This is a genomic window from Kitasatospora purpeofusca (assembly GCF_036010405.1).
In the GTDB taxonomy this organism is placed as follows: Bacteria; Actinomycetota; Actinomycetes; order Streptomycetales; family Streptomycetaceae; genus Kitasatospora; species Kitasatospora purpeofusca.
This window is the reverse complement of record NZ_CP108561.1, coordinates 7377706-7398253: the sequence shown is the minus strand read 5'-3', so window position 1 is coordinate 7398253 and position 20548 is coordinate 7377706. Positions and strand designations below refer to the sequence as shown.

General features: G+C 70.8%; 23 protein-coding genes. 9 read left to right on the top strand and 14 right to left on the bottom strand.

The window, feature by feature from the left end; all coding sequences use genetic code 11:
* Positions 1-97 precede the first annotated feature (97 nt).
* Together OG715_RS32410 and OG715_RS32405 are read left to right on the top strand one after the other, a co-directional pair.
* Positions 98-841 (top strand): XRE family transcriptional regulator, encoded by a 744-nt coding sequence (locus OG715_RS32410; RefSeq protein ID WP_266273743.1) that lies wholly within the window; start codon positions 98-100, stop codon positions 839-841.
* A gap of 4 nt (positions 842-845) precedes the next feature.
* On the top strand, positions 846-1316 hold the full coding sequence (locus OG715_RS32405) for an NUDIX domain-containing protein (protein ID WP_266273744.1): 471 nt from the start codon (positions 846-848) through the stop codon (positions 1314-1316).
* Positions 1317-1613: 297 nt separating this feature from the next.
* Here OG715_RS32405 and OG715_RS32400 read toward each other — a convergent pair whose 3' ends face one another.
* Positions 1614-1922 (bottom strand): hypothetical protein, encoded by a 309-nt coding sequence (locus tag OG715_RS32400; RefSeq protein ID WP_266273745.1) that lies wholly within the window; start codon positions 1920-1922, stop codon positions 1614-1616.
* Between the two features lie 103 nt (positions 1923-2025).
* Between OG715_RS32400 and OG715_RS32395 the strand changes: the two genes are divergently transcribed.
* The gene (locus OG715_RS32395; protein WP_266273746.1) at positions 2026-2622 is read left to right on the top strand and encodes a TetR/AcrR family transcriptional regulator; all 597 of its coding nucleotides are present in this window, start codon (positions 2026-2028) and stop codon (positions 2620-2622) included.
* 41 nt (positions 2623-2663) lie between these two features.
* On the opposite strand, the gene OG715_RS32390 is transcribed toward OG715_RS32395, so the two are convergent.
* From OG715_RS32390 to OG715_RS32370, 5 genes are all read right to left on the bottom strand, one after another.
* Positions 2664-3224, bottom strand: coding sequence for a MepB family protein (locus tag OG715_RS32390; protein WP_266273747.1), 561 nt, complete (start codon positions 3222-3224; stop codon positions 2664-2666).
* Entirely contained in the window at positions 3221-3913 is a 693-nt protein-coding gene (locus OG715_RS32385) for a TetR/AcrR family transcriptional regulator (RefSeq protein ID WP_266273748.1), read from the bottom strand. Before OG715_RS32385 ends, OG715_RS32390 begins: the two co-directional genes overlap by 4 nt.
* A 62-nt stretch (positions 3914-3975) precedes the next feature.
* Positions 3976-4701: a DUF2306 domain-containing protein gene (locus OG715_RS32380; RefSeq protein WP_266273749.1), complete on the bottom strand. Its 726-nt coding sequence runs from the start codon at positions 4699-4701 to the stop codon at positions 3976-3978.
* A gap of 262 nt (positions 4702-4963) precedes the next feature.
* On the bottom strand, positions 4964-5593 hold the full coding sequence (locus OG715_RS32375) for a class I SAM-dependent methyltransferase (protein WP_266273750.1): 630 nt from the start codon (positions 5591-5593) through the stop codon (positions 4964-4966).
* A 119-nt stretch (positions 5594-5712) separates the two neighbouring features.
* A complete protein-coding gene (locus tag OG715_RS32370; protein ID WP_266273751.1) occupies positions 5713-6663 on the bottom strand; it encodes an aldo/keto reductase in 951 nt (316 codons plus the stop codon).
* 69 nt (positions 6664-6732) lie between these two features.
* Here OG715_RS32370 and OG715_RS32365 point away from each other — a divergent pair, with 69 nt between their 5' ends.
* Entirely contained in the window at positions 6733-7107 is a 375-nt protein-coding gene (locus OG715_RS32365) for a MerR family transcriptional regulator (protein ID WP_266273752.1), read from the top strand.
* Positions 7108-7370: 263 nt separating this feature from the next.
* On the opposite strand, the gene OG715_RS32360 is transcribed toward OG715_RS32365, so the two are convergent.
* On the bottom strand, positions 7371-7991 hold the full coding sequence (locus OG715_RS32360; protein ID WP_266273753.1) for a hypothetical protein: 621 nt from the start codon (positions 7989-7991) through the stop codon (positions 7371-7373).
* 468 nt (positions 7992-8459) lie between these two features.
* Between OG715_RS32360 and OG715_RS32355 the strand changes: the two genes are divergently transcribed.
* Positions 8460-8891: a hypothetical protein gene (locus OG715_RS32355; protein ID WP_266273754.1), complete on the top strand. Its 432-nt coding sequence runs from the start codon at positions 8460-8462 to the stop codon at positions 8889-8891.
* 105 nt (positions 8892-8996) lie between these two features.
* Here the strand turns inward: OG715_RS32355 and OG715_RS32350 are convergent, their stop codons facing one another.
* The 3 genes from OG715_RS32350 to OG715_RS32340 all read right to left on the bottom strand — a co-directional run bounded on the left by OG715_RS32350 (position 8997) and on the right by OG715_RS32340 (position 10456).
* The gene (locus OG715_RS32350) at positions 8997-9233 is read right to left on the bottom strand and encodes a DUF397 domain-containing protein (RefSeq protein ID WP_266273755.1); all 237 of its coding nucleotides are present in this window, start codon (positions 9231-9233) and stop codon (positions 8997-8999) included.
* Positions 9234-9395: 162 nt separating this feature from the next.
* Positions 9396-9578, bottom strand: coding sequence for a DUF397 domain-containing protein (locus OG715_RS32345; RefSeq protein WP_030391754.1), 183 nt, complete (start codon positions 9576-9578; stop codon positions 9396-9398).
* Complete coding sequence (locus OG715_RS32340) at positions 9575-10456, bottom strand: helix-turn-helix domain-containing protein (protein WP_266273756.1); 882 nt, start codon at positions 10454-10456, stop codon at positions 9575-9577. Before OG715_RS32340 ends, OG715_RS32345 begins: the two co-directional genes overlap by 4 nt.
* 127 nt (positions 10457-10583) lie before the next feature.
* Here OG715_RS32340 and OG715_RS32335 point away from each other — a divergent pair, with 127 nt between their 5' ends.
* Together OG715_RS32335 and OG715_RS32330 are read left to right on the top strand one after the other, a co-directional pair.
* Positions 10584-11072: an ATP-binding protein gene (locus tag OG715_RS32335; protein ID WP_266273757.1), complete on the top strand. Its 489-nt coding sequence runs from the start codon at positions 10584-10586 to the stop codon at positions 11070-11072.
* Positions 11059-11241 (top strand): hypothetical protein, encoded by a 183-nt coding sequence (locus OG715_RS32330; RefSeq protein WP_266273758.1) that lies wholly within the window; start codon positions 11059-11061, stop codon positions 11239-11241. Before OG715_RS32335 ends, OG715_RS32330 begins: the two co-directional genes overlap by 14 nt.
* 63 nt (positions 11242-11304) lie before the next feature.
* Here OG715_RS32330 and OG715_RS32325 read toward each other — a convergent pair whose 3' ends face one another.
* Positions 11305-11727: a hypothetical protein gene (locus tag OG715_RS32325; RefSeq protein WP_266273759.1), complete on the bottom strand. Its 423-nt coding sequence runs from the start codon at positions 11725-11727 to the stop codon at positions 11305-11307.
* Positions 11728-12139: 412 nt separating this feature from the next.
* On the opposite strand from OG715_RS32325, the gene OG715_RS32320 reads away from it, so the two are divergent.
* On the top strand, positions 12140-13348 hold the full coding sequence (locus tag OG715_RS32320; protein ID WP_266273760.1) for a S8 family peptidase: 1209 nt from the start codon (positions 12140-12142) through the stop codon (positions 13346-13348).
* 212 nt (positions 13349-13560) lie between these two features.
* Here OG715_RS32320 and OG715_RS32315 read toward each other — a convergent pair whose 3' ends face one another.
* On the bottom strand, positions 13561-13959 hold the full coding sequence (locus OG715_RS32315) for a RidA family protein (protein WP_266273761.1): 399 nt from the start codon (positions 13957-13959) through the stop codon (positions 13561-13563).
* 72 nt (positions 13960-14031) lie between these two features.
* Here OG715_RS32315 and OG715_RS32310 point away from each other — a divergent pair, with 72 nt between their 5' ends.
* Positions 14032-14946, top strand: a complete 915-nt coding sequence (locus tag OG715_RS32310; protein WP_266273762.1) for a LysR family transcriptional regulator — start codon at positions 14032-14034, stop codon at positions 14944-14946.
* Between the two features lie 104 nt (positions 14947-15050).
* Here the strand turns inward: OG715_RS32310 and OG715_RS32305 are convergent, their stop codons facing one another.
* Positions 15051-15899, bottom strand: coding sequence for a S1 family peptidase (locus OG715_RS32305; RefSeq protein ID WP_407661043.1), 849 nt, complete (start codon positions 15897-15899; stop codon positions 15051-15053).
* Positions 15900-16117: 218 nt separating this feature from the next.
* Entirely contained in the window at positions 16118-20170 is a 4053-nt protein-coding gene (locus OG715_RS32300) for an RICIN domain-containing protein (protein ID WP_266273763.1), read from the bottom strand.
* Positions 20171-20548: the final 378 nt, after the last annotated feature.

Here is a 20548-nt window from a genome sequence, read left to right as displayed (position 1 = left end):
GGGACGGTGGAACCTCACTCAAGGGACACTTCAGTACGTCCCTCGTGCGGTAGAACGTCCCTGGCACAGGACCAGGATGTGAGGTGGGACGGGCGAGATGCCGAACGAGCGGCTGAAAGACGCTATGGCCACGGGTGGTTGGACGTGCTCAGCTCTGGCGGAGAGAGTCGGCGTGGACACCAAGTCGGTTGAGCGGTGGGCCAGCCAGAACCGAACGCCTCGATTGGGTGCGGCTCGCTTGGCCGCGGAGGCCCTCGGATCGGACATGCTTGCACTGTGGCCGAGCCTTCGGCAGCCGCGCACCGCACGCGCGATAAGCCCCGAACTGGTCGCCCTGTACGAGCAGCGAGCAGATCTTCCAGCGTCGGCTTTTGTGGACTTGCTCGGAAAGGCCACGAAAAACATCGATGTACTGGTCTACGCCGCCGTTTTCCTTCACGAAGCGTATCCCCGACTCAACGATTTACTTCGCGAGCGTGCCGCCGAAGGATGTGTGGTTCGGATCGCTCTCGGCGACGCCGAGAGCGAGAACGTCAGGCAACGCGGGGAAGAGGAGAAGTTCGGCGATGGCATCGAGTCCCGGTGCAGGCTCGCCCTCATGCACTACCGCCCGCTGCTCGGCACGCCAGGCATCGAGATCCGCACCCATGGGACCACGCTCTACAACAGCCTCTACCAGGCAGACGACCAGATGCTGGTGAATGCGCATGTGTGGGGGGTCAACGCCTTCGGAGCCCCGGTTTGGCACCTACGGAGGGCTGGAACAGGGACGCTGTTCGGCACCTATGCTGCGAGCTTCGAGGCAGTGTGGAACGCTGCCCAACCTGTCGAGAGGAGTTGATCACGTGGCACGCACCGAGTTCTACGACAACCCCGACGCGCCGGTGCCGAATCGGCTGGTGGTGGCGGCGTCGGCGGTGGTGACCGATGGTGAGGGGCGGGTGCTGCTGCAGCGGCGGGTCGACAATGGGCTGTACGCGCTGCCCGGTGGGGCGATGGATCTCGGGGAGTCGCTGCCGGGGGCGGCGGTCCGGGAGGTCCGGGAGGAGACGGGTCTTGAGGTGGAGATCACCGGGATCGTCGGCACGTACACCGATCCGCGGCATGTGATCGCCTACTCGGACGGCGAGGTGCGGCAGCAGTTCAACATCTGCTTCACCGCGCGCATCACGGGTGGGGAGCTCCGGATCTCCGACGAGTCGACCGATCTCCGGTTCGTGGCACCGGAGGACATCGGCGACCTGCCGATGCACCACACCCAGCAACTGCGGCTCCAGCATTTCCTGGAACACCGGGCGACTCCCTACTTGGGATAGCCGCGCAGGAAGTCGGAGGGGCCGACTTCCTGCGCGGGTCAGTCGAAGAGGCGGCCGAGCAGGGCCCCCTGGCCGGACTGGAGGATGTGGGCGGTCTCCAGGGGAGCCAGAAGCACTCGAAGGCGGTGGGCAGCCGGGTGCCGTCGTGGGTCTCCTGGCCGGTCCAGCGTTCGGGGGTCGGTTCGGCGAGGGCCAGGTGGAAGATGTGCCGGTGCTGGATCTCGTACCGGTACGGGGTGAGGTCGTACTCGGTCTCGCCGCCCCGCCCCGACCCCGGGGCGGGGCGGCCAACGGGCGTCAGCCGTAGTAGGGCGAGTCCAGGTCGACGCTGGCCTCCCTGACCACCTCGCCGTCGAAGAGCCGGGTCGTCGCCGGGGCCCCGGCGCGGCGGGCCTCCTCGGCGAAGGGGCCCTGGGCGAAGGCGAGGGCGTTCTCGGCGGTGTCGAACTCGTAGAAGCCACCGATGGAGTGGGTGCCGATCCCGGACAGCCAGGTCTTGCGAATCAGGCCCGGTGCGGCCTTCAGGGCCGCGTTGACCTGCTGCCAGTCGAACTCGTCGAACGGAACTGCCGCTTGGATCTCGGTGTAGAGGAAGGTCTTGCCCATCACGAACCTCCGGTTTCGGGGCCTGTCCGGCCACGTCACTAGTACGTGCGTCCTAGTGGCACGAGCTTGGAGTAGGATGCGCGTACTAGTCAAGGGGGTAGCGATGGCGACGGACACCAAGTCCCGCATGATCGGCGCGGCGATCGGGCTGCTGCAGCGCCACGGCCTGGCCGCGATGTCCTTCACGGAGGTCCTGGCCGTGAGCGGTGCCGCGCGCGGGGCGATCTACCACCACTTCCCCGGCGGCAAGCAGCAGCTCGCGCTCGAAGCCGCCCGCCAGAACGCGGCGGACGTCCGCGGCCACCTGCGCGAACTGCCGGACCGCACACCGCGCGAGGTGGTGGAGGCGTTCCTCGGCAACGTCCGCCCCGTGGTGGAGGCGTCCGCCGGGGGCGGCGGTTGCGCGGTCGCGGCGGTCACCATCGACGGCGGTGCGGCCATCGCCGACCAGAGCGGCCTGCTCGCGGTCGCGGCCGAGGGATTCGCCGGCTGGGTCGGCGAGCTCACCGGGAAGCTCACCCACGCCGGTATGAGTCCGTCCGAGGCCGCCGACCTGGCCACCCTCATGGTCGTCACCCTCGAAGGCGCCCACGTCCTCTGCCGCGCGGCGGGCAGCGTCGCACCCTTCGACCGGGCTGCCGCAGCCGTGCTGTCCGCCCTCCCGGAGCCGGGCGGCCCCGGGGGCGATCGGCTCGGTTGACGTCGCAGGCGCTCAGTGGAAGCGCGACTGCCGGCGCCGCCCTACGGGTGGTACAGCTCCCGGGCGCGGGCCAGGTCGACCGGCCCGCCCTGGGGCAGGTGCAGGAAGAAGCCCAGCTGCCACGCCTGCGTACGAGCGGCCTGGCGGCTGGCCGGGGTCACCCAGGGCGGGTAGACACGAAAGGCCCGCTTCCCACCCGCGCCGTTCGCCGATACGACGTCGTGCCGACGGAGCGCGTCCACGGGGAGGACGAACTGGCCGAAGTGGTCGTCGTCGCGAGTGCTGATGACAAAGAGGTCGACGGGGTCCGTGGCGTCGAAGGGCCGGATGGGCCCGGCCGGGGACCTCTTCCAGACGGTGACGAACTGGCCGGCCTTGGTGGGGGTCGTCCTGGCGGCGCGGAACCGGACGGCGAGGCCGTCGAGGGTGAACTCGTGTGCGGCGTACTCGGCACTCTCGGCCTCGGGGACCGGCAGCGAGCAGACGAATCCGCAGGGGTCGTAGACGAGCGCCTTCGCCGCGACGAGATCTCCGTGGACGGCGGCGGTGCCCGACCAGGGTTCCGGGCGGAGACCGGCCGAGTGGTCGGGGTCCGTGGTCATTCGCCCAGCGCCGTGATACCCAGCAGCAGGACGCGCAGGCCGTTGTCGATCGCCGCCGTGCGCTCGGCGGGCGCGAGGTCGGGCTGCAGGTTGACCAGTATGGTCGCGAGCCCGTGCACGGTGGCCCAACTGGCCACCACCGCCGCCCCGGTCTCCTCCGGTGGCAGGCCTCCCGCGTCGGTCAGCCGGTCGAGGGCCGCCAGGAGGATGGCGTCCGGCTGCGGGCGGCCCTCGGCGTCGGGGGCCGGCTCGTGGCCGGGCGATCCCGGCGTGCCGACACCCGAGGGGTTGCCGTCCATGGCGGTCCGGAACAGCCCCGGCTCGTCGAGTGCGAACTGCACGTACGCGCGGCCGACTTCGCGCAGGTGGGACACCGCCGCCTCGCGCGGGTCCGAGGGCTCCGGGACGGAGGCGACATGTGCCGCCATGGCCGCTCCCAGCTCGCACAGGGCCTGCTTGGCCACCGCCGCCTTCAGTTCGGCCAGGGTCTTGAAGTGCCCGTACGCGGAGTTGGGCGCGACCCCGACGAGGCGCGCGACCTCGCGCAGGACCACCGCCTCCGGCCCGCCGGTGCGGGCCAGTTCGATGCCCGCTCCGATCAGTGCCGCCCGCAGGTCGCCGTGGTGGTAGGTGGTGCGGGTCGTACGGGTCGTACGGGTCGTGCGGGTGCGGCGGGTCGGCTGGGTCATGCAGGGATCCTGGCACGGAAGGATCCCGGGCGGCCACTCGCGCCCGGGATCCGAACGAGGGCCTACGGCACGACGAACCGCAGGCCCGGCAGGTTGCGGCGGCGGACCATCAGCTCGGCGACGACGAGGTTGGGCAGCCAGCACAGGAACGGCACCGCGGCGTACGCCTGGCTGACCATCCGGTCCACGTCGCCCCCGGCGGCAGGGCCGGCCAGGACCTGCACCAGGATCAGCACGCCGAACCAGAGCCGCAGCGTCGGCGCCGCGAAGGTCAGGGCGAAGCTGCGTATCATCCAGGCCTCGTGCGCGGCGAAGTCGCCCTCCCGGGCGGCCCGGTAGCCGCGGTAGGTGGTCCACCCCCAGAGCACGGCGAGGCTGCCGAAGCCGAAGAACCCGGCGAACGCCACGGAGTTGAAGCAGGACATCACCAGCGCCGCCACCGAGCCCAGGCCGACGGCGGCCACATAGCCGCGCCCGATCCAGCGGTGCACCCGGGGGAAGCGGCGACGGATCGCGCGGACGAACTGGAACGGACCGACCGCCAGGGCGAGTCCGGCGGTGACGATGTGGACGTAGAAGGCGACCTGGACCGCGAAGGGCCGGTCCGCGTACGTCGGCGCGAGGCCGACCTTGTCGGCGGCGAGCGCCTGGAGGCTGCCGGCCGCGTACTGGCCGACGGACCAGCCGGTGATCGCCACCGACAGCAGCAGCATCACGGTCCAGCTGAAACGGGAGCCGCGGCGGGGCCGACCGGTGACCGTCGGCGGGCGGGAGGTCAGTACGGACATGGCGAAGAAGCCCTCTTTCGGGGCGAGGCGAGGCACGGGAACGGCGACACATGCTCAATCTGTACAGTGTGAGTTTTAGTGCCCGCCGAGCGCGGGTGTCAACAACTCCCGAAAGTGCGCAGGTCGAGGCACTGCGTCGGCAACTGGGCTTCGACGAAGGGGATGTCGCCGGTCGGTTCTTGACGCTCGTGGTGCTGACCACTCTCGCGGAGCGCTCGTTGGGCCGGGCACTCGGGAGGCGCACAGGCCCCCCGGCACCCGCCTAACGACGCCGGGCCAGCAGGTGGGCGTCGAGGAAGCCCCGTTCCGAGGCCGGGTCGTGGAGCAGCCGGGCGAAGGGGTCGAGCCCGGCCCCGGTCAGCAGCCCGGCGAGGCGGTCGACCGGCCAGCTGTACGCGGGTGTCACCTTGTGGTCGAACCGGATCGGCTCCGGTCCGTCGGTGCCGAAGAAGGAGAGCAGGAGCAGGCCGCCCGGCGCCAGGACGCGTACCAGTTCGGCGAGCAGTGCCGGCAGTTCCGCCGGCGGCGTGTGGATCGTCGAGTAGTGGGCCAGCACACCGCCGAGCGCGCCGTCCTCGACCGGGAGGGCCTCCATCCGCGCCTCCTGGAAGCGCAGCGCCGGGCGGGCCCGCCGGGCGTGCTCGACCATGCCCGGGGAGAGGTCGAACCCCGAGGCGTCCAGGCCCAGTTCGTTCAGCATGGCCGTGATGTGTCCGGGCCCGCAGCCGACGTCGGCCACCCGCGGGTTGCCCGTCGCGCGCACCAGTTCGGCGAAGGTGCCGATCATGGCGCGGGCGAACGGCCGCTGCTCCAGCCCGTCGGCGAACAGCGACGCGTACAGCTCGACGACCCCGTCGTAGGCCGCCCCGGTCTCGTCCTGGTGATCCGCCACCGGAGGACTGTAAGCCATGCCCCGTAGACCGCGGGCGGGATCCTGACGAGGACCGCGGCCGGAGCTGCCGGGAGTGGGAAGTCGGCCCCTCCGACTTCCCACTCCGGGCAGGACGCCGGTCACACGCCCTCGGTCTCGCCCTCGGTCCCGCCCCCGGCCCCGGCCTCGGCCTCGGCGGCGGCGATTCCGTCCAGGCGCGCGTACTGCTCGTCGCTCAGCTCGACGGCCACCGCGCCCAGGTTCTCCACCAGGTGCTTCGCGGACGTGGTGCCCGGGATCGGCACGATGTTGGGCGAGCGGTGCAGCAGCCAGGCGAGCGCGGTCTGCGCCGGGGTGGCGCCGACCTCCCGGGCGACCTCGGAGACCGGGCCGCCCTCGCCCGCGTGGCCGCCGACGGCGATCGGGAAGAACGGCAGGAACGCGATGCCGTGCTCGGCAGTGAAGTCGACCACCGGTTCGTGCTGCCGGGCGGCCAGGTTGTACCAGTTCTGCACGGAGGCGATCGGGGCGATCTCCAGCGCCTGCCTCAACTCGTCGACCGTGACCTCGGAGAGGCCGATGTGCCGGACCTTGCCCTCGTCCTGGAGCTGCTTGAGCGCGCCGATCTGGTCGGCCAGCGGCACCCCGGGGTCGATCCGGTGGAGCTGGAGCAGGTCGATCCGCTCCACGCGGAGCCGGCGCAGGCTCAGCTCGGCCTGCTGGCGCAGGTACGCGGGGTGGCCGACCGGGATCCACTCGGAGGGGCTCGGGCGGGTCACGCCCACCTTGGTGGCGACCACGACGCCCGGGGCGTACGGGTGCAGCGCCTCGGCGACCAGTTCCTCACCGCCGCCGAGAGCGTAGGAGTCGGCGGTGTCGACCAGTTGGACGCCGTGCTCGACGGCGGCGCGCAGCATGTCGAGGGCGGCGGAGCGCGGGGTCGGGGCACGCCAGATGACCGCGTCGCCGGGCTTGATGTCCGGGGTGTCGGCGAGACGCATGGTGCCGTAGCCGATCCGGTGGAGCGTCAGGTCACCACCGATGGAGAAGGTCTGACGGACAGGACGGGCGCTGATCTCGGTGTTGGTCATGGGGATCACGCTAGGATCTCTCATCCGTGTGAGGTTCAAGGAAGCACGACGAGATGTGAGGGGCGTCACATGCGGATCGGCGAGCTGGCGGCGCGGACCGGGGTCAGTGTCCGCCTGCTGCGGTACTACGAGGAGCAGGGCCTGCTGGAGCCCCGGCGGCCTGCGGGCGGCCAACGGCGGTACGACGAGGACGCGCCGACGGTCGTCCGCAACATCCGGGCCCTGCTGGGCGCCGGGCTCTCCACCAGCGCCATCCGGGACGTGCTGCCCTGCGTGAACGGCGACGGCGCGGTGGCCGCCTGCATGCTGGAGGTGCTGGAGCAGCGGCTCGACCTGATCGACACGCAGATGCTGGCGCTCGGGGCGAGCCGGGTCGCGCTGGCGGGGATCGTCGCGGCGGCCCGCCATGAGGCCGGAACGGCCGCCGAACCGGTGCCGGTGTAGGACTTCGACGATCGCCTCGCTCCCGAAGCTCAGACCGGTCGGGCCGGGCATACGCGGGTGGGATCCACCGCGCACTCCATGCCGAGCGGCACGGGCGACCACCAGGTAGCCTCGCCGATCGATTCGTCCTTGGCGCATCGAGCCCGCGGCCACGCGGTGCGGGCGCGAGCCGTCGGGGCCGGCGTCGCGTGCGACGCCGGCCCCGGTGGTGCTCGTCCGCACCCGCCCCAGGCCTCATCGGCGGGGCGCCGGCGCGGGCCGGATCAGATGGAGATCCAGAACGCCTCCATCCAGCGGTTCTCGTCGATGCTGCCGATCCACTGGTCGTACGACCACTGGTTCGTACTCTTCCAGCCGAAGTTCTTCACATGGGCGCCGGCCTTCATGCTCTCGTTGGAGCTCCGCAGGTGGATAGCCTCAAGGACATTGCCGTTGCCGTTCCACATCTGGACCCAACCACCCGGCTCGACGTGGACCTCCGGGCCCCTGGCATCGTTCGCCCAGTGCAGCTGCACGTTGAAGTCCATCCCGCCGGTCGGGCCGACGGCGAAGTAGACAGCGTCGATCGGGTCGCCCTGCCCCACCGATCCGGTGAAGCCCGACTGGTCGGTACAGATCAAGCTGGTCCATACATTGGCGTTCCGCACGTGCGCCTGGTAGCACACGACGCGCCCCTGGATCGTGGCGCCGTCCGTGACTCCCTGCGTGTTCACGTCGGCCCGCGCCGCGCGCATCTTCTGGAACTCCTCCGGGCTCAGCTTCCCGACCGTGGTCACCTCGTTCGCCGCAGGAGCGGACGGTTCGGCGGCCTGCGCCACCGGCATCATGCCGAGGAGCGCGAGCGCGGTGAGCCCCGAGACGGCGGTCAGTGCACGAAATCGCATGACTGTTTTCCCTTTTCGATCACTCGGTCAACCTACTTCGTGAACACCATTCAATGGCACTCGAAATGATTGCGCCGTATAAAAACCAGCCACGTTTTCCGCCAGCCGTCCATGAATGGGGAAGAGGGCCCGAATCCCTCGACATGCATATCTTTTGACGGATATGTGGCCCCATACTCCCGCCCGCTGGGTCGTCAGCCCCCTTCGAGGGGCGGTCGGCGCGGGGCGCCGGCAGTCCTCCGGCCGGGCACCGAGGTCCGGCGGGCCTTTGCCACACGTCGGAGTGAGGTGAACCGGAGGGGGACGGGACCCGTCGCCGAGGAATTCTCGGGCGGGATCATCCTCGTTTGAGGGGTTTTCGCATCCGAACTCATTTTACGAAACCCGACCCGCCTCATAAGCTCCCGCATCGTGAGTGAGTCTCCCTCGAAGCGCCACTGGCGCACGTCCGTATTCCTCTGGATCGGTTTGCCCTTCATTGCCGCCATCGGCCTCGCCAAGGCCGCACCCGATCTCGTACCGGCCTGGAAGGCTCAGAGCGGCAGCGGGGTCATCGGGACCTTCACCGCTGTCCGGGAGAGCTGCAGCCACGGGTCCTGCGACTACTACGGTGACTGGAAGGCGGCGGACGGCAGTTCCGTCCGCACGAACGTCCACCTCTACGACTCGCCGGACTCCATGGCGATCGGCGGCACTGCGGAAGCGCGGGACGTCGGCGCCCTCGGCGGTGTCTTCGCCACTGCGGGCGGCTCCGCCTACCTGCTGGTGACGGCCTTCGCCGTCGGCGGCGTGGCGGCGGCGATCGCCTGGCCGGTGTTCCTCTGGCGCACCTGGCGCACCTGGCGCTCATCGCGGGGGCACGGGACTCCGTCCCTGGGATCGGCCGAAGTCACCGCGTGAAGCCGATTCGAGAATGAAAGCGTTGCCGCTGTCCGGCCCCGTCGCACGAGCGGCGGGGCCGGACTCGTACCGGGGGTTCCCTGCGACCGGACCGACGGCCGGCCCTCAGGCGGAGCGGGCGTAGGCGACGAACGCCTCCCAGGCGGCCGGGGTGAAGGTGAGGTGGGGGCCGGACTTGTCCTTGGAGTCGCGGACGAGGACGGCGGCGGTCGTCCCGGCTACCTCGACGCAGGCTCCGCCCTCGTCGCCGCTGTGGGTGCTCTTACGCCAGGCGATCTCGACGCATTCGCCGCCCTCGTTGCTGCTGTGGCTGCTCTTGAACCAGACCAGTTCGCTGCTCATGGCGCTCCCTAGGCGAGGGTGTCGTGGCGCGCCCAGGATACGGAGCAACTCCCCTGGGGGATACCGGTACAACCCACACAGCGGGGCAGGGGCGCCCACACAGAAAGCGACCGTCCACCGGTCGGTGGACGGTCGCGGGGCACCGAGCGGGGAGACTGGTCGTCAGACCGACTGCGCGAACTCGACGAACGCCTCCCAGGCGGCCGGCGAGAAGGTGAGACGGGGACCGGACTTGTCCTTGGAGTCACGGACGAGCACGGCCGACGTCGCCTCGGCGATCTCGACGCAATTGCCGCCCTCATCACCGCTGTAGCTGCTCTTGAACCACACCAGTTCGCTGCTCATCGTTCTCCCAGAATCTTCTCGATCAAGGACAGGGACTCCGGCGGAGTGTGCGCCTGCGACCTGAGCGTGACGTAGCGCGCGTTCAGGATCCGGACCTCACTCTGACTCGTGATCAGCCTACTGCTGGTCTGAATCTCGATATAGCCCATCTGCGATTGCCCCTTAGGGGTGACCAGTACGAACGGTCCGCCCATACCAGCGTGCTCCGTGCGATCGAGGGGCAGGACCTGCACGACCATCCCTCGGGTGTTACCGATCTCCAGCAACCGTCGCAGTTGCTCCGCGTGCACGTCCCAGCCACCCAGCGGTCGACGGAGCACACTCTCGTCGATCACCCAGCTGAACATGGCGCGAGGCCACTTCGTGAGGACATCCTGCCGCGCCATTCGGGCCGCCACCCTCATCTCGATGACCTCCTCGGACAGCAACGGCTGGCGCATCGAGAACACGGCACGCGCGTGAGCCTCGGTCTGGAGCAGGCCTGAGAGATCCCACATGCTCCAGTCGTTGAGTTCTTCCGCCTTCGCCTCCAAGCCCGCGTAGCCCCGGAACCACTCCGGGTGGCGCACCCGCGCCTTGGCCTTGGCGCTCTCGATGTCGTCCGACGTGACGATCAGCAACCCGCCGGCGTCGAGGATCCGCTCCGACGCCTCCAGCAACTCCCGCTGCGGCGTCCGCTTCCCCTGCTCCACCGCGCCGATCAGGCTCTCGGTGTACCCGACCTGCTTGGCGAACTCCTTCTGCGTCAGACCCGCCCGCTCGCGCAGCAGTTTGATCTGCTTGCCGATCGCCTTGAGGAAGTCGGAGACCTCGGAGAGGTCCTCCTCCAACTCGGGCCGCACATCGCCACTGTCGCCGCCGCCCCGAACTTCAGCCATAACGGCCTCCCCATTTCCCGGTCACGGCCGACGGGCCGTCACACAACACGTTCCGCACGCATACAGGCACTTACCGTGCTCACCCGATGCATCGTCAGCGTAAGCCCGGGGGGGCAGGCTTTTCCCCATGAAGTCCGAAATCCCCCTCGACGACCCGGCCCCGCGCGCCCACACCGCACTCCTCTCTTCCACCCCCAAGGGAGCCGCGATCGGTCGCCGGACAGCCAGACAGAAGCTGACCTCCTGGGAGCTCAACTCCCTTTGCCCGGATGCCTTTCACTCCGCGCTGATCATCGTGGCAGAACTGGCCGCGAACGCCTCGATCCACGGGCGCACACCGGGGCGCGGGTTCGAGCTGAGCCTCTCGCTCACCTCCGTGCGCCGGTCGCGCACCACCGTGCTCCGCATCGAGGTGTCCGACTGCCGGGGCGACAAGCGGCCCGTGCTGCCGGACCCGAGGAGCTGTTCCACCGAGGCGCAGTCGGGGCGCGGGCTCACGCTCGTCGACGCGCTCGCCGACCGCTGGGGCACCCTCCCCCGGGAGCCCAACGCCAAGACGGTCTGGGCCGAACTCGACCTCCCCGAAGACAAGTTCGAGACCGATGACACCGCCTGAGCGCCACTCCCCCGACGCCGCGACCACCGCGACCGTCGCGGTCTGCACCGTCCTGCCGATCACCCTGCTGCTCGCCCTGGTCGCGTGGATCTACCCCGTCCTCAAGCACCACCACGAGCTGCACCCCTCCCCCGCCAGCACCACGTCCAGCCCGTCCGCCCCCCGATGACAAGCGCCCTCGGCCCCTCCCGCCCGGGAGGAACCGAGGGCATCCGCCGTGCGGGCCGTCGGGTCAGGAGACGACCACCGCGACCTTCCAACGGGCCACGAACGGCGGGCAGACCGTGCGCGGGTCCGGGACGCAGCGGCCGATCGCGTTGATGTCGCTGGTGCCGGCGGTCGAGGCCGTGAAGGTGGCGTGGGAGTTGCCGTTCGGGTCGGCGGTGCCGGCCGTCTGGGTCAGGACGGCGGCCGAGGCGGCGGCGGGCGCGTACCAGAACCACGTCACCGTGTAGTCGCGCAGGGCGGTGAGGTCCACCTGCACGGTGTCGCCCACACCGGCGTGCACGGTGGTGCCACCGTCCTCGCTGACGATGTGCACGGTGGTGGTCGTCGTGGTCGTGGCGGCCGTGGTGGACGCGGTGGCGGCGGGCGCGGCGCTCAGGGCCAGCGCCAGGGCGACGGCGGGCAGGGTGAACAGTCGCATGATCTTCATCAACACTCCCGGGCTTCAGTGGGGTTCGGCACTCGGAGCCTCCCGTCTACCGGGCCGCACCCGCCCCGGGCAATGCCCTCCGCCCCCACCGCCCCGAAGCTCCGCCGAACGCACGCCCCACACGCTCCCCCGATCACCGTAGGCGGCCCCTGCACCACCTTTGCCCTCCTTCCCACACTTTGCAAAGTCGCACTTTGCAAAGTGTGGAGAGGCAGCTGCCCCGCCTGGGGCAGCTGCGGGTGCCTGACCGTCTCCGACCTGGTAACGACCACTTCGCCAACCGGTAACCGAGCAGGCTCCCGCAGCGCGCCGGGCTCAAGGAAGGCAGGCGGGCGGACGATACGTCAGGTGATCCTCATGCACGGGGCCGTCCCCGCCCCGGGGACGGCCCACTTTCGTGAACGGAGACCTGATGCGACTGTCCGCGCGCTGCGCGTCCGCCGCCCTCATCCTGATCGTTCCCCTGGCCGCCGCGCAGGGAGCGGCAGCCGACGGCCCGTCCGGGCGGGCTGTCGCGGCTCCCCTGCACAGGACGGCCGCGGCTGTCCCCGGCGAGTACATCGTCACGGTGGACAAGGGCCTGGACCCGGCCCGGGTGGCGGCCAGGGTCGGGGGCGTCGAGCCGTTGCACACCTACCGCCACGTCCTGAACGGCTTCTCCGCCCGCCTGGACGCAGCGCAGCTGGAGCAGGTGCGTGCCCTGCCCGGGGTGGAGGCCGTCGAGGAGAACGGCCGGGCCGGCACCCGGGCGGCCACCGTCCCGCCCGCCCCGGCCACCCGGGGAGCCGCCTCCAGCTGGGGCCTGGACCGCATCGACCAGCAGGACTGGGACAAGGACGCGGGTACGGGTGACGGTCAGTTCACCGTCGAGGGCGACGGAACCGGCGTCACCGCCTACCTGATCGGTACCGGCATCGAGTTCGGCCACGACGAGTTCGAGGGTCGCGCCGTCCTCGGCACCGACACCGTCGGCGACGGGCAGAACGGCGCCGACTGTCAGGGCGTCGGCACCCACGTCGCCGGCATCGTCGGCGGCAAGACCTACGGCGTCGCCCGGAAGGTCAACCTGGTCGGCGTCCGCGTCGTGGGCTGTGACGGCCAGGGCACCAACGAGCAGCTCATCGCCGGCCTCGACTGGGTGGCGGCGAACGCCAAGAAGCCCGCCGTCGCCAACATCTCCGTCGGCGGTGACAGGAACGAAACGATCGACAAGGCCGCCGACGCGCTCTCCAACGCGGGCATCCTGCCCGTCGTCTCCGGCGGCAACGGCGCCCGCGACGCCTGCCTCTCCTCCCCCGCCGCCGCCAAGCGGGTCATCACCGTCGGCTCGACCAACAAGTACGACGAGGAGACCGACTTCAGCAACTACGGCACCTGCGTCTCGCTGTACGCGCCCGGCGAGGACATCACCTCCGCCAAGCTCGGCGGCGCCAGCGTCGTCCGGAGCGGCACAGCCATGGCCGCCCCGCACGTCACCGGCACCGTGGCCCTCTACCTCGCCGGACACACCGACGCGACCCCCGAGGCCCTCGCCCTGTGGCTCTCCACCGAAACCACCAAGGGCGCCCTGACCGTCAGCAAGTCCAGCCCCAACGAACTGCTGTACACCGCCGGCCTCTGAGCGGCCCGGAGGCCCACCGGACGCCCCGCCGTTGATCAGACCCCGCGCCCAGGGCCGGCGGGGCAGTCCCCACTGACGGACGGCGAACGACAGCTTCACAGCTCGTCGTTCTGGGCGGCGGCGGGCGCGGGTGCTGGACGCCGCCGCTCGTGACGAGCGCCCGAGCGGAGTGGGAAGTCGGCGGGCCCGACTTCCCACTCCGCGCAAGGCGGCTACTCCCCTGCCGCGCGCGCCCGGTACGCGTCGACCTCGATCTCGATCCGCATCCGCTCGTCCGCCAACCCCGCGACCAGCATCGTCGCCGCCGGCCGGACGTCCCCGAAGCAGCGGCGCAGCACCGGCCAGCACGGCTCGAAGTCCTCGCGCCGGGGCAGCAGGTAGCGCACCCGGACGACGTCCGCGAAGGTGCAGCCCGCCTCGTCGAGGGCCGCGCCGATGTTGCGCAGGCACTGCTCGGCCTGCTCCACCACGTCGTCGGAGATCGTCATCGTCGTGTAGTCGTAGCCGGTGGTGCCGGACACATGGACGTGGTCGCCGACGACAACCGCGCGGGCGTAGCCGATCTGCTCCTCGAAGGTCGAACCGCTCAGGATCACGCGTCGCTCTGTCATGCGCCGAACGCTAGGTGACCTGCGGTGATACGTCCAATACCCAGAAATCCATCGTCTGGTATCCCTAGGGATATGGACCGCCCCGAACTCGCCCTCCCCCAGTTGCACGCGTTCACCGTGCTCGCCGAGGAACTCCACTTCGGCCGTGCCGCCGCGCGTCTCGGTATCGCCCAGCCGCCGCTGAGCCAGCAGATCGCCCGGCTGGAGACGAAGGTCGGGCACCCGCTCTTCGTCCGCGGGCCCGGGCGGGTCGTGCTCAGCCCGGCCGGGCGGGAGCTGCTGCCCTCGGCGCAGCGGGCGCTCGCCGGCCTTGCGGACGGGCTGGCCGCCGCACGGGCGGTGGGGAGCGGACGGGCGGGGCGGTTGCGGATCGGGTTCTCCGCCTCGCTGGCGCTGACCGTCCTGCCGGGGCTGCTGCGGACCTTCCGGGAGCGGTTCCCGGCCGTCGAGCTGGACATCCGGGAGATGACCACAGCCCCGCAACTGGCCGCCCTGCAGCTCGCCGTCCTGCACGAGGACGCCGTCGACATCGGGCTGCTGCGCGAGCCGCCGCCCGCCGGGGAGGCGGGGTCGCTGGGTTTCCGGACCGTCCTGACCGAGCCGTTCGTCGCCGTGCTGCCCTCGGACCATCCGCTGGCCGCCCGGCGGACCGTGGGGGTGGGCGCGTTGGCGGAGGAGCCGTTCGTGCTGCTTCCCCGGGCGGCCGGGCCGGGGCTGTACGACCGGATCACCGAGGTGTGCGGGTCTGTGGGGTTCGCGCCGAGGATCGTGCAGCACGCGGTGGAGTGGCAGACGGTGTGCGCGCTGGTCGGGGCCGGGCTGGGGGTCTCGCTCGCGCCGGCGAGCATTCGGCGGATCCGGCTGCGGGGTGTCGCGTTCCGGGCGGTCGAGCCGAGCACCGTCCGCACGCGGGTGGCCGTCGCCTGGCGCCGGGACGACCCGAATCCGCTGGTGGGGCAGCTGCTGGAGGTCGTCGGTACCGAGTGACCGGCCCCGGGACAAGCGGCTCGTCGACGCTGCGTGATCCGTCCGCCCAGTGACCGGGCGGACGGCTCACGCGGTGCGACCCGCGGCGGGGCCGTGAGGTCCGGTCAGCCTGCGGTCGGCACGGAGGCGGTGGCGGGAGCCGCGGTGCGGTTGTCCCTCAGGGTCTGCTGGATCCAGCCCTTGTACGCGGCCGCGTTGGTGTAGAGGCCGGGGCCCTCGGAGCAGGGCACGCCGGGGGCGCCCGGGCCGGAGGTGACGCCGATCAGCTCCCAGCGCCCGTTGCGGGCCTTCTGGAGCTGCGGGCCGCCGGAGTCGCCGTGGCAGGCCATGGCCTTGGGCTTGGTGGTGAGCGTGCACAGCCGGGTGGCGTCCGCGAAGCCGGGGGCGCAGTCGGACACGGCGCCCACCCGGGTGTTGAGCTCCTGGAGCCGCTCGGGGAAGGCGAACTTGCCGTCCACGGTGGTGCCGTAGCCGAGCAGTCGGGTGGCGGTGCCGGGGCGTCCGGCCTCGGCGATCCTGATCGGCCGCTGGGTGACCGGGCGGTCGAGGCGGACGAGGGCGAGGTCGTCCTTGTTGGCGGTAACGCCCGCGCCGTTGACGTAGCCGGGGTGGACGAAGGTGCGGTCGATCTTCCGGACGGTGCCGCCGGTCTTCCGGTGGTCGCTGCCGACCCGGACGATGCCCTCCAGTTCGATGCCCTCGACGGCGATGCAGTGCGCGGCCGTCAGCACCCACTGGGGGTCGATCAGCGAGGCGCCGCAGTTGCCGTCGACCAGGCCGAGGCTGGGGGCGGACTCCGGGATCGTCGCCATGAACGGGTAACGCTCGGTGGAGTCGCCGCCGTTGACGATCGCTCCGGCGCTGCCGGCCATGACGGTGGCGCAGACTGCGGCGGCGAGGACGCCGACGGAGACGGTTCGGAGGGCGGTGCGGGAGAGCTTGGCGCTGAACACGATTGGTTCCCTTTGCTCGGAAATGCCGATGTGCTCCAGCCTGGTCGACCAAGATCCACCGGACCACGGTGGCAGCCGGTGGACCGGCCGTCGGGGCAGCCGGACCGCGCGTGGTGGGGGTATCCCCCGGCCGCCGGTGCCGCGAAGGCCCCCGGCCCGGGCACTCCGTGAGGAACACGGAGCGCCCGGGCCGGGGGTCGGAATCGGGGGACCACCCGTCAGGTGGTGCTCCACCTCTGATTGGGGCCGCCGTTGCAGTCCCACATCATGAGCTCGACACCGTTCTCGGCCCCGCCTCCTGGGATGTCCAGGCACCGGCCGGACGGCCCGTTGACGATGGCGCCGTCACCATTCATCGCCCACTGCTGACTGTTCCCGTCGGTGCCGGGGAGGCAGGTCCAGAGGACGAGGCGGGTGCGGTTCTCGCCGCTGTTCTCGGCGCCCGCGAGGCACTTGCCGTACACACGGAGGGTGCCGTCGGTGTAGAGGGTCAGGTACTGGTTGGTGCCGTTCCAGCAGTCGTACAGCGTGATCGGCGCTCCATCGTAGGCGCCGGCGGCGTCGATGCACTTCCGGCGGTCGACCGCACTGTGGAGCGGGCTGGGGCCGTTGGCCGTCGTGGTCCATCGCTGGTTGTCACCACCGTTGCAACCCCAGAGCCCCGGGTCCGTTCCGTTGTTGCCGTTCCACTGCGGTACGTCCAGGCAGGAGGTCGACGACGGGTTGTAAATGGAACCGTCGGCGCGCAGCTCCCACTTCTGGCCGTCGGTCGCCGAGGCCGTCGGGCCGGACGGACAGGACTGGACGGTGATCCGGCCGTCCGCCCCGGCGGTGACGCACTTGCCCGACACACGCAGGGTGTTGTCACTGTGGAAGGTAAAGTGCTGCTGGTCGCCGTTCCAGCAGTCCCAGAGGGTCAGGCTGTCACCGTCGTTGGCGTTGCGGGCGTCGATGCACCGGCCGGTGAGCGCCGTGTGGATGCTGACGGTCCCGCCCGGGAAGCCGAGGAGGGGCTGTCCGGCGAATCCGGTGACTGGGGTGGCGGCGGTGCCGTCCGCAGTGGTACCACGCCAGTTGTCGAGTCCGCCACTGGAGTTGAGGCCCCAAAGGTCGGCGATGCCGTCGGAGGCGAAGTCGCCGGAGGAACCGACGGCCGGGTAGACCAACGGATTCAGGCCGACCCCGATGGCGCTGTCGGTCACCGGATTGCTGAAGGCGGCGAGGTCGCCCTTGCCCGCGGCGTTCTTGCGGCTCGGGTACTGGTAGAGCTTGCCGGACTGGCGGTCGCGGGCCCAGAGGTCGGCCAGGCCGTCCCCATTGGTGTCGCCGGGCGCGATGAGGTCGAGGTCGCGCCAGTCACCGGCGGAGAGCAGGACTGGGTAGTCCAGGACACCGGTGGCGGCGGTGCCGCGGAACAGCCAGAGCTGGGTGCCGCCCTGGCCGTTGTCCTCGACGGTGAGCAGGTCCGTGCGGGTCTTGTCCGGGGCACCGCCCTCGGCGGAACCGAGCGCGAGGATCTGCCTCACCCTGGTCCAGTCGGTGACGTAGGCGGAACCGCACGGCTGTCCGTCCAGGAGCTTGCAGCGCGGGGCCGGGGGCCGCTTGACCACGATCCTGGCGTTCGCGGTGAAGTACTGCGAGGTGGTCGAAAAGGTGCCGGTGGTCAGGGTGTTGCGGTAGAGGGTCAGCTCGCGGTCGCGGTAAGCGAACAGGTCGTCCACGTGGATCCCGTTGCCGCCGCGGTGCGTGACGAGCGTGTCCTTCCAGCCCTTGCCACCCGGGCTGTTCTCCTTGTCGGACGCCAGGACACCGGTGGCACCCGGGTCGCTGGCGGCCGGGTAGACGCGCAGGTTGTCGCCCGCGTCGGGCAGCAGCAGGTCGACCCGGTCGTCGCCGGTGATATCGCCAAGCACCGTCCTGTCGTTCGGGTCACTCGGCGCGTAGAAGGTGTAGGTGTTCTCCTGCGAGCGGTTGCCGGCCCGGTCGACCGCCTGGACCCGGAGGATGTTGGTGCCCCACATGGTGGGCGTCAGGTTGAGGACCGCAGAGCCATCACCGCCGGCGTAGACCGTCGCGGCGCCGCCGACCGGGATGCTCGAGTTGAAGGCGTACTCGTAGTAGAGGATGCCGCTGGCGTTGTCCATCGCCTGGACGGTGAAGGCGCCGGCCTGGCCGATCACCTTCGTGGAGCCGGGCAGGGTGCCGGACTTCGGGTAATCGGTGGAGGTGACGGTCGGCACGTCCGGCGGGGTGAGGTCCAGGCTGAACATGCAGCCGAACGCCCATTCCGAGGGGAGCTCGCCGTCACCGGCCTGCACCCGCCAGTAGTAGGTGTGGCCGTCCTGGAGGTTGCCGGGCACGACGGCGGCCTCGTGATTGCTGTTGCCGAGGTTGCCCCAGCCGCTTCCCCAGGCGACCGGCTCGCCGGCCACGCCAGCCTCGCGGACCTCGAACTGGGCGTCGGTCTGGTTGCCGTCCGGGTCGCCGACCCAGGCCGACATCCGGATGCCGGTGGCGGCGTTGGTGGCGCCGATCCAGCCGCAGCCGTTGCCGTTGGCGTTCACCGGGGTCGGGGTCATGCCCAGGTCCCACGGCTTGAGCGGGGCGCGGTTGTACTCGACGTCGATGTACGGCAGCTTGCTCGGGGCGCGGGTGAACCGCTTGAAGCCGATGTTGCCGGCCTGCTTGGACTCGTCGGCCGCGAACAGCGCGAAGGTCAGCGCGCCGCGCCAGTTGTTCGCGGTCAGGTGGTCGCGGACGTCCCACTCACCGGTGGCGGTGGCACCGGGGCAGCCGTCGCCACCGGCGCTGTTGAAGTTGAATGTACCGAGCGGGCCCCAGTCCCAAGGCTGCGTGCCCCACGAGGTGGAGCCGTCGATGGGGTGCGTGGGGTGCAGCACGACACCGAACTCGGAGGCGCAGTTCTTGGCCGCACCGTAGGACTGGGTGGCCACCACGGAGGCCTTCCGGATGGCCTTGTAACCCAGGTCGCCAGTGTCGATCTGGAAGTAGTAGCGCTCCAGACCCTTCTTGACCTGCCACTGCTGGTAGCCGACGCCGGGGTCGTACTGGTCGCCGTAGTCGTCGTAGTGGGTCTTGCCCGGGTACGCCTCCTGGACCCAGGTCCAGTGCTGGGTCCCCCGGCTGGTGGGGGTCCAGGTCGGGTCGATGTAGACCGGGTAGGTGGTCGTCGACTCGTCGAGGAACGTGGTGTCCGGGGTGATGGTCAGCGAGGTGGCGGCCGGGGTGGCCGCCAGCTGGGAGACCTTGGCTGCGGCGCCGGGGCCGGCCGCGTCCGAGTGGGTCTTCAGACCGTCGGAGTCGGCGGGGGCGGCGTCGGAGTCGGCGGGCGCGGCGTCGGAGGCGGCGGGCGCGGCGTCGGAGGCGGCGGGCGCGGCGGCTGCGTCAGGGTTCGCGTCCCCGGCCGGGGCGGCTGCCGCGGCCGGCGCCGCAGCACGGAGGCCGGCCTTCGCCGCCGCGGGCACGGCGGGCACGGTCAGGGCCTGCACGGCGGTGCTGGAGTCCCACATGGTGGGCGCCGGTGCGCGGAAGACCACCCGGCCGCCGGTGTCGGTGGCGTTGAGGTTACCGCCCGCGTCGGCACTCACCGAGACGCCGTCGGCCTTCATGCCGAGGGTGAGGTCCTTGATCCTGGGGTTCTTCGCGGCCTCCGGGGTCTTGACCACCAGGACCTGGGAGAAGCCGCCCGCCTGGTTCGCGGTGACCTTCAGGTCGACGCCGGGCACGACCTCGGGATAGGTGGCGGTCTCGCCGTCGAGGGCGGGCGCCGGAAGCGTGCCGGGCCAGCTCAGGGCGAGCTTCTTGCCGTCCTGGTCGAGCGTGGCGAGCGGCCCGGAGCCACCGCCCGAGAGGGTGAGGTGATTGCTGGTCACCTTGGGGACGACGGTGCCGTCGGCGCCCCGGGCGAGGGTCGCATCCAGGCCCTTCCAGGCCCCGTCCTGCTGCTTGGCGCGCGCGGGGGCAACCGTGCGCCGCAGGCCGAGCGTGCCGTTCGGGTTGGCGACGACCGTGTCGGTCTCGGTGGTCAGGGCCGGGATCTCGACCGGCTTGCCGGTGCGCTTCGCCTCGGCCAGGGCCGCGGCCTCGGCGGAGCGGTGCTCGGCGTCGGCGGCCTGGGCGGCGGCGGTCCGGTCCGCGCCCGGAGCGGTCGGGGCCGGAGCGGTCGGGGAGGACGCGGTCGCGGCCAGCGCCGGTCCAGTGGAACCGAGCGCGCCCACAGTCAGTACGAGGCCGATCGATGCGGCGAGCACCGATCTGCGTCGACGACTGCGGTCAGGGGATATCGACCCCATATGTAAAAACCCCTCGTCAGGTCGTGTAGAGCCGTGCGGATATCGGCGAACGGGAACTTAACACCCGCGTGTGACGTCCAATCTGACGGGAGGTCGCCGCCAATGTGATGCGGCTCACGAGCCACAGCTCTCCGTGACCATTCAGTCCGCTTCAGTGGGTCGTTCGCCTGCGCTCAGTAGCGGAACTTCGGGAATCCGGTGCAGCAATGCAGGCAAATCACCCACCATTCCTTGACGCTCCGTGATCCCCGGAGTAATAGTTGACTTCACGTCAGTTCACCCCTTATCGGCGCGGCCCGGGTCACCGATGGATCACGTTCTCCGACGGGCGTTAGG

Coding starts and splice junctions, on each gene's coding strand:
- OG715_RS32410 (WP_266273743.1), top strand. CDS start 98: ATGCCGAACGAGCGGCTGAAAGACGCTATGGCCACGGGTGGTTGGACG.
- OG715_RS32400 (WP_266273745.1), bottom strand. CDS start 1,922: ATGGGCAAGACCTTCCTCTACACCGAGATCCAAGCGGCAGTTCCGTTC.
- OG715_RS32395 (WP_266273746.1), top strand. CDS start 2,026: ATGGCGACGGACACCAAGTCCCGCATGATCGGCGCGGCGATCGGGCTG.
- OG715_RS32390 (WP_266273747.1), bottom strand. CDS start 3,224: ATGACCACGGACCCCGACCACTCGGCCGGTCTCCGCCCGGAACCCTGG.
- OG715_RS32385 (WP_266273748.1), bottom strand. CDS start 3,913: ATGACCCAGCCGACCCGCCGCACCCGCACGACCCGTACGACCCGTACG.
- OG715_RS32380 (WP_266273749.1), bottom strand. CDS start 4,701: ATGTCCGTACTGACCTCCCGCCCGCCGACGGTCACCGGTCGGCCCCGC.
- OG715_RS32370 (WP_266273751.1), bottom strand. CDS start 6,663: ATGACCAACACCGAGATCAGCGCCCGTCCTGTCCGTCAGACCTTCTCC.
- OG715_RS32365 (WP_266273752.1), top strand. CDS start 6,733: ATGCGGATCGGCGAGCTGGCGGCGCGGACCGGGGTCAGTGTCCGCCTG.
- OG715_RS32360 (WP_266273753.1), bottom strand. CDS start 7,991: ATGCGATTTCGTGCACTGACCGCCGTCTCGGGGCTCACCGCGCTCGCG.
- OG715_RS32350 (WP_266273755.1), bottom strand. CDS start 9,233: ATGAGCAGCGAACTGGTCTGGTTCAAGAGCAGCCACAGCAGCAACGAG.
- OG715_RS32345 (WP_030391754.1), bottom strand. CDS start 9,578: ATGAGCAGCGAACTGGTGTGGTTCAAGAGCAGCTACAGCGGTGATGAG.
- OG715_RS32340 (WP_266273756.1), bottom strand. CDS start 10,456: ATGGCTGAAGTTCGGGGCGGCGGCGACAGTGGCGATGTGCGGCCCGAG.
- OG715_RS32335 (WP_266273757.1), top strand. CDS start 10,584: ATGAAGTCCGAAATCCCCCTCGACGACCCGGCCCCGCGCGCCCACACC.
- OG715_RS32330 (WP_266273758.1), top strand. CDS start 11,059: ATGACACCGCCTGAGCGCCACTCCCCCGACGCCGCGACCACCGCGACC.
- OG715_RS32325 (WP_266273759.1), bottom strand. CDS start 11,727: ATGAAGATCATGCGACTGTTCACCCTGCCCGCCGTCGCCCTGGCGCTG.
- OG715_RS32320 (WP_266273760.1), top strand. CDS start 12,140: ATGCGACTGTCCGCGCGCTGCGCGTCCGCCGCCCTCATCCTGATCGTT.
- OG715_RS32315 (WP_266273761.1), bottom strand. CDS start 13,959: ATGACAGAGCGACGCGTGATCCTGAGCGGTTCGACCTTCGAGGAGCAG.
- OG715_RS32310 (WP_266273762.1), top strand. CDS start 14,032: ATGGACCGCCCCGAACTCGCCCTCCCCCAGTTGCACGCGTTCACCGTG.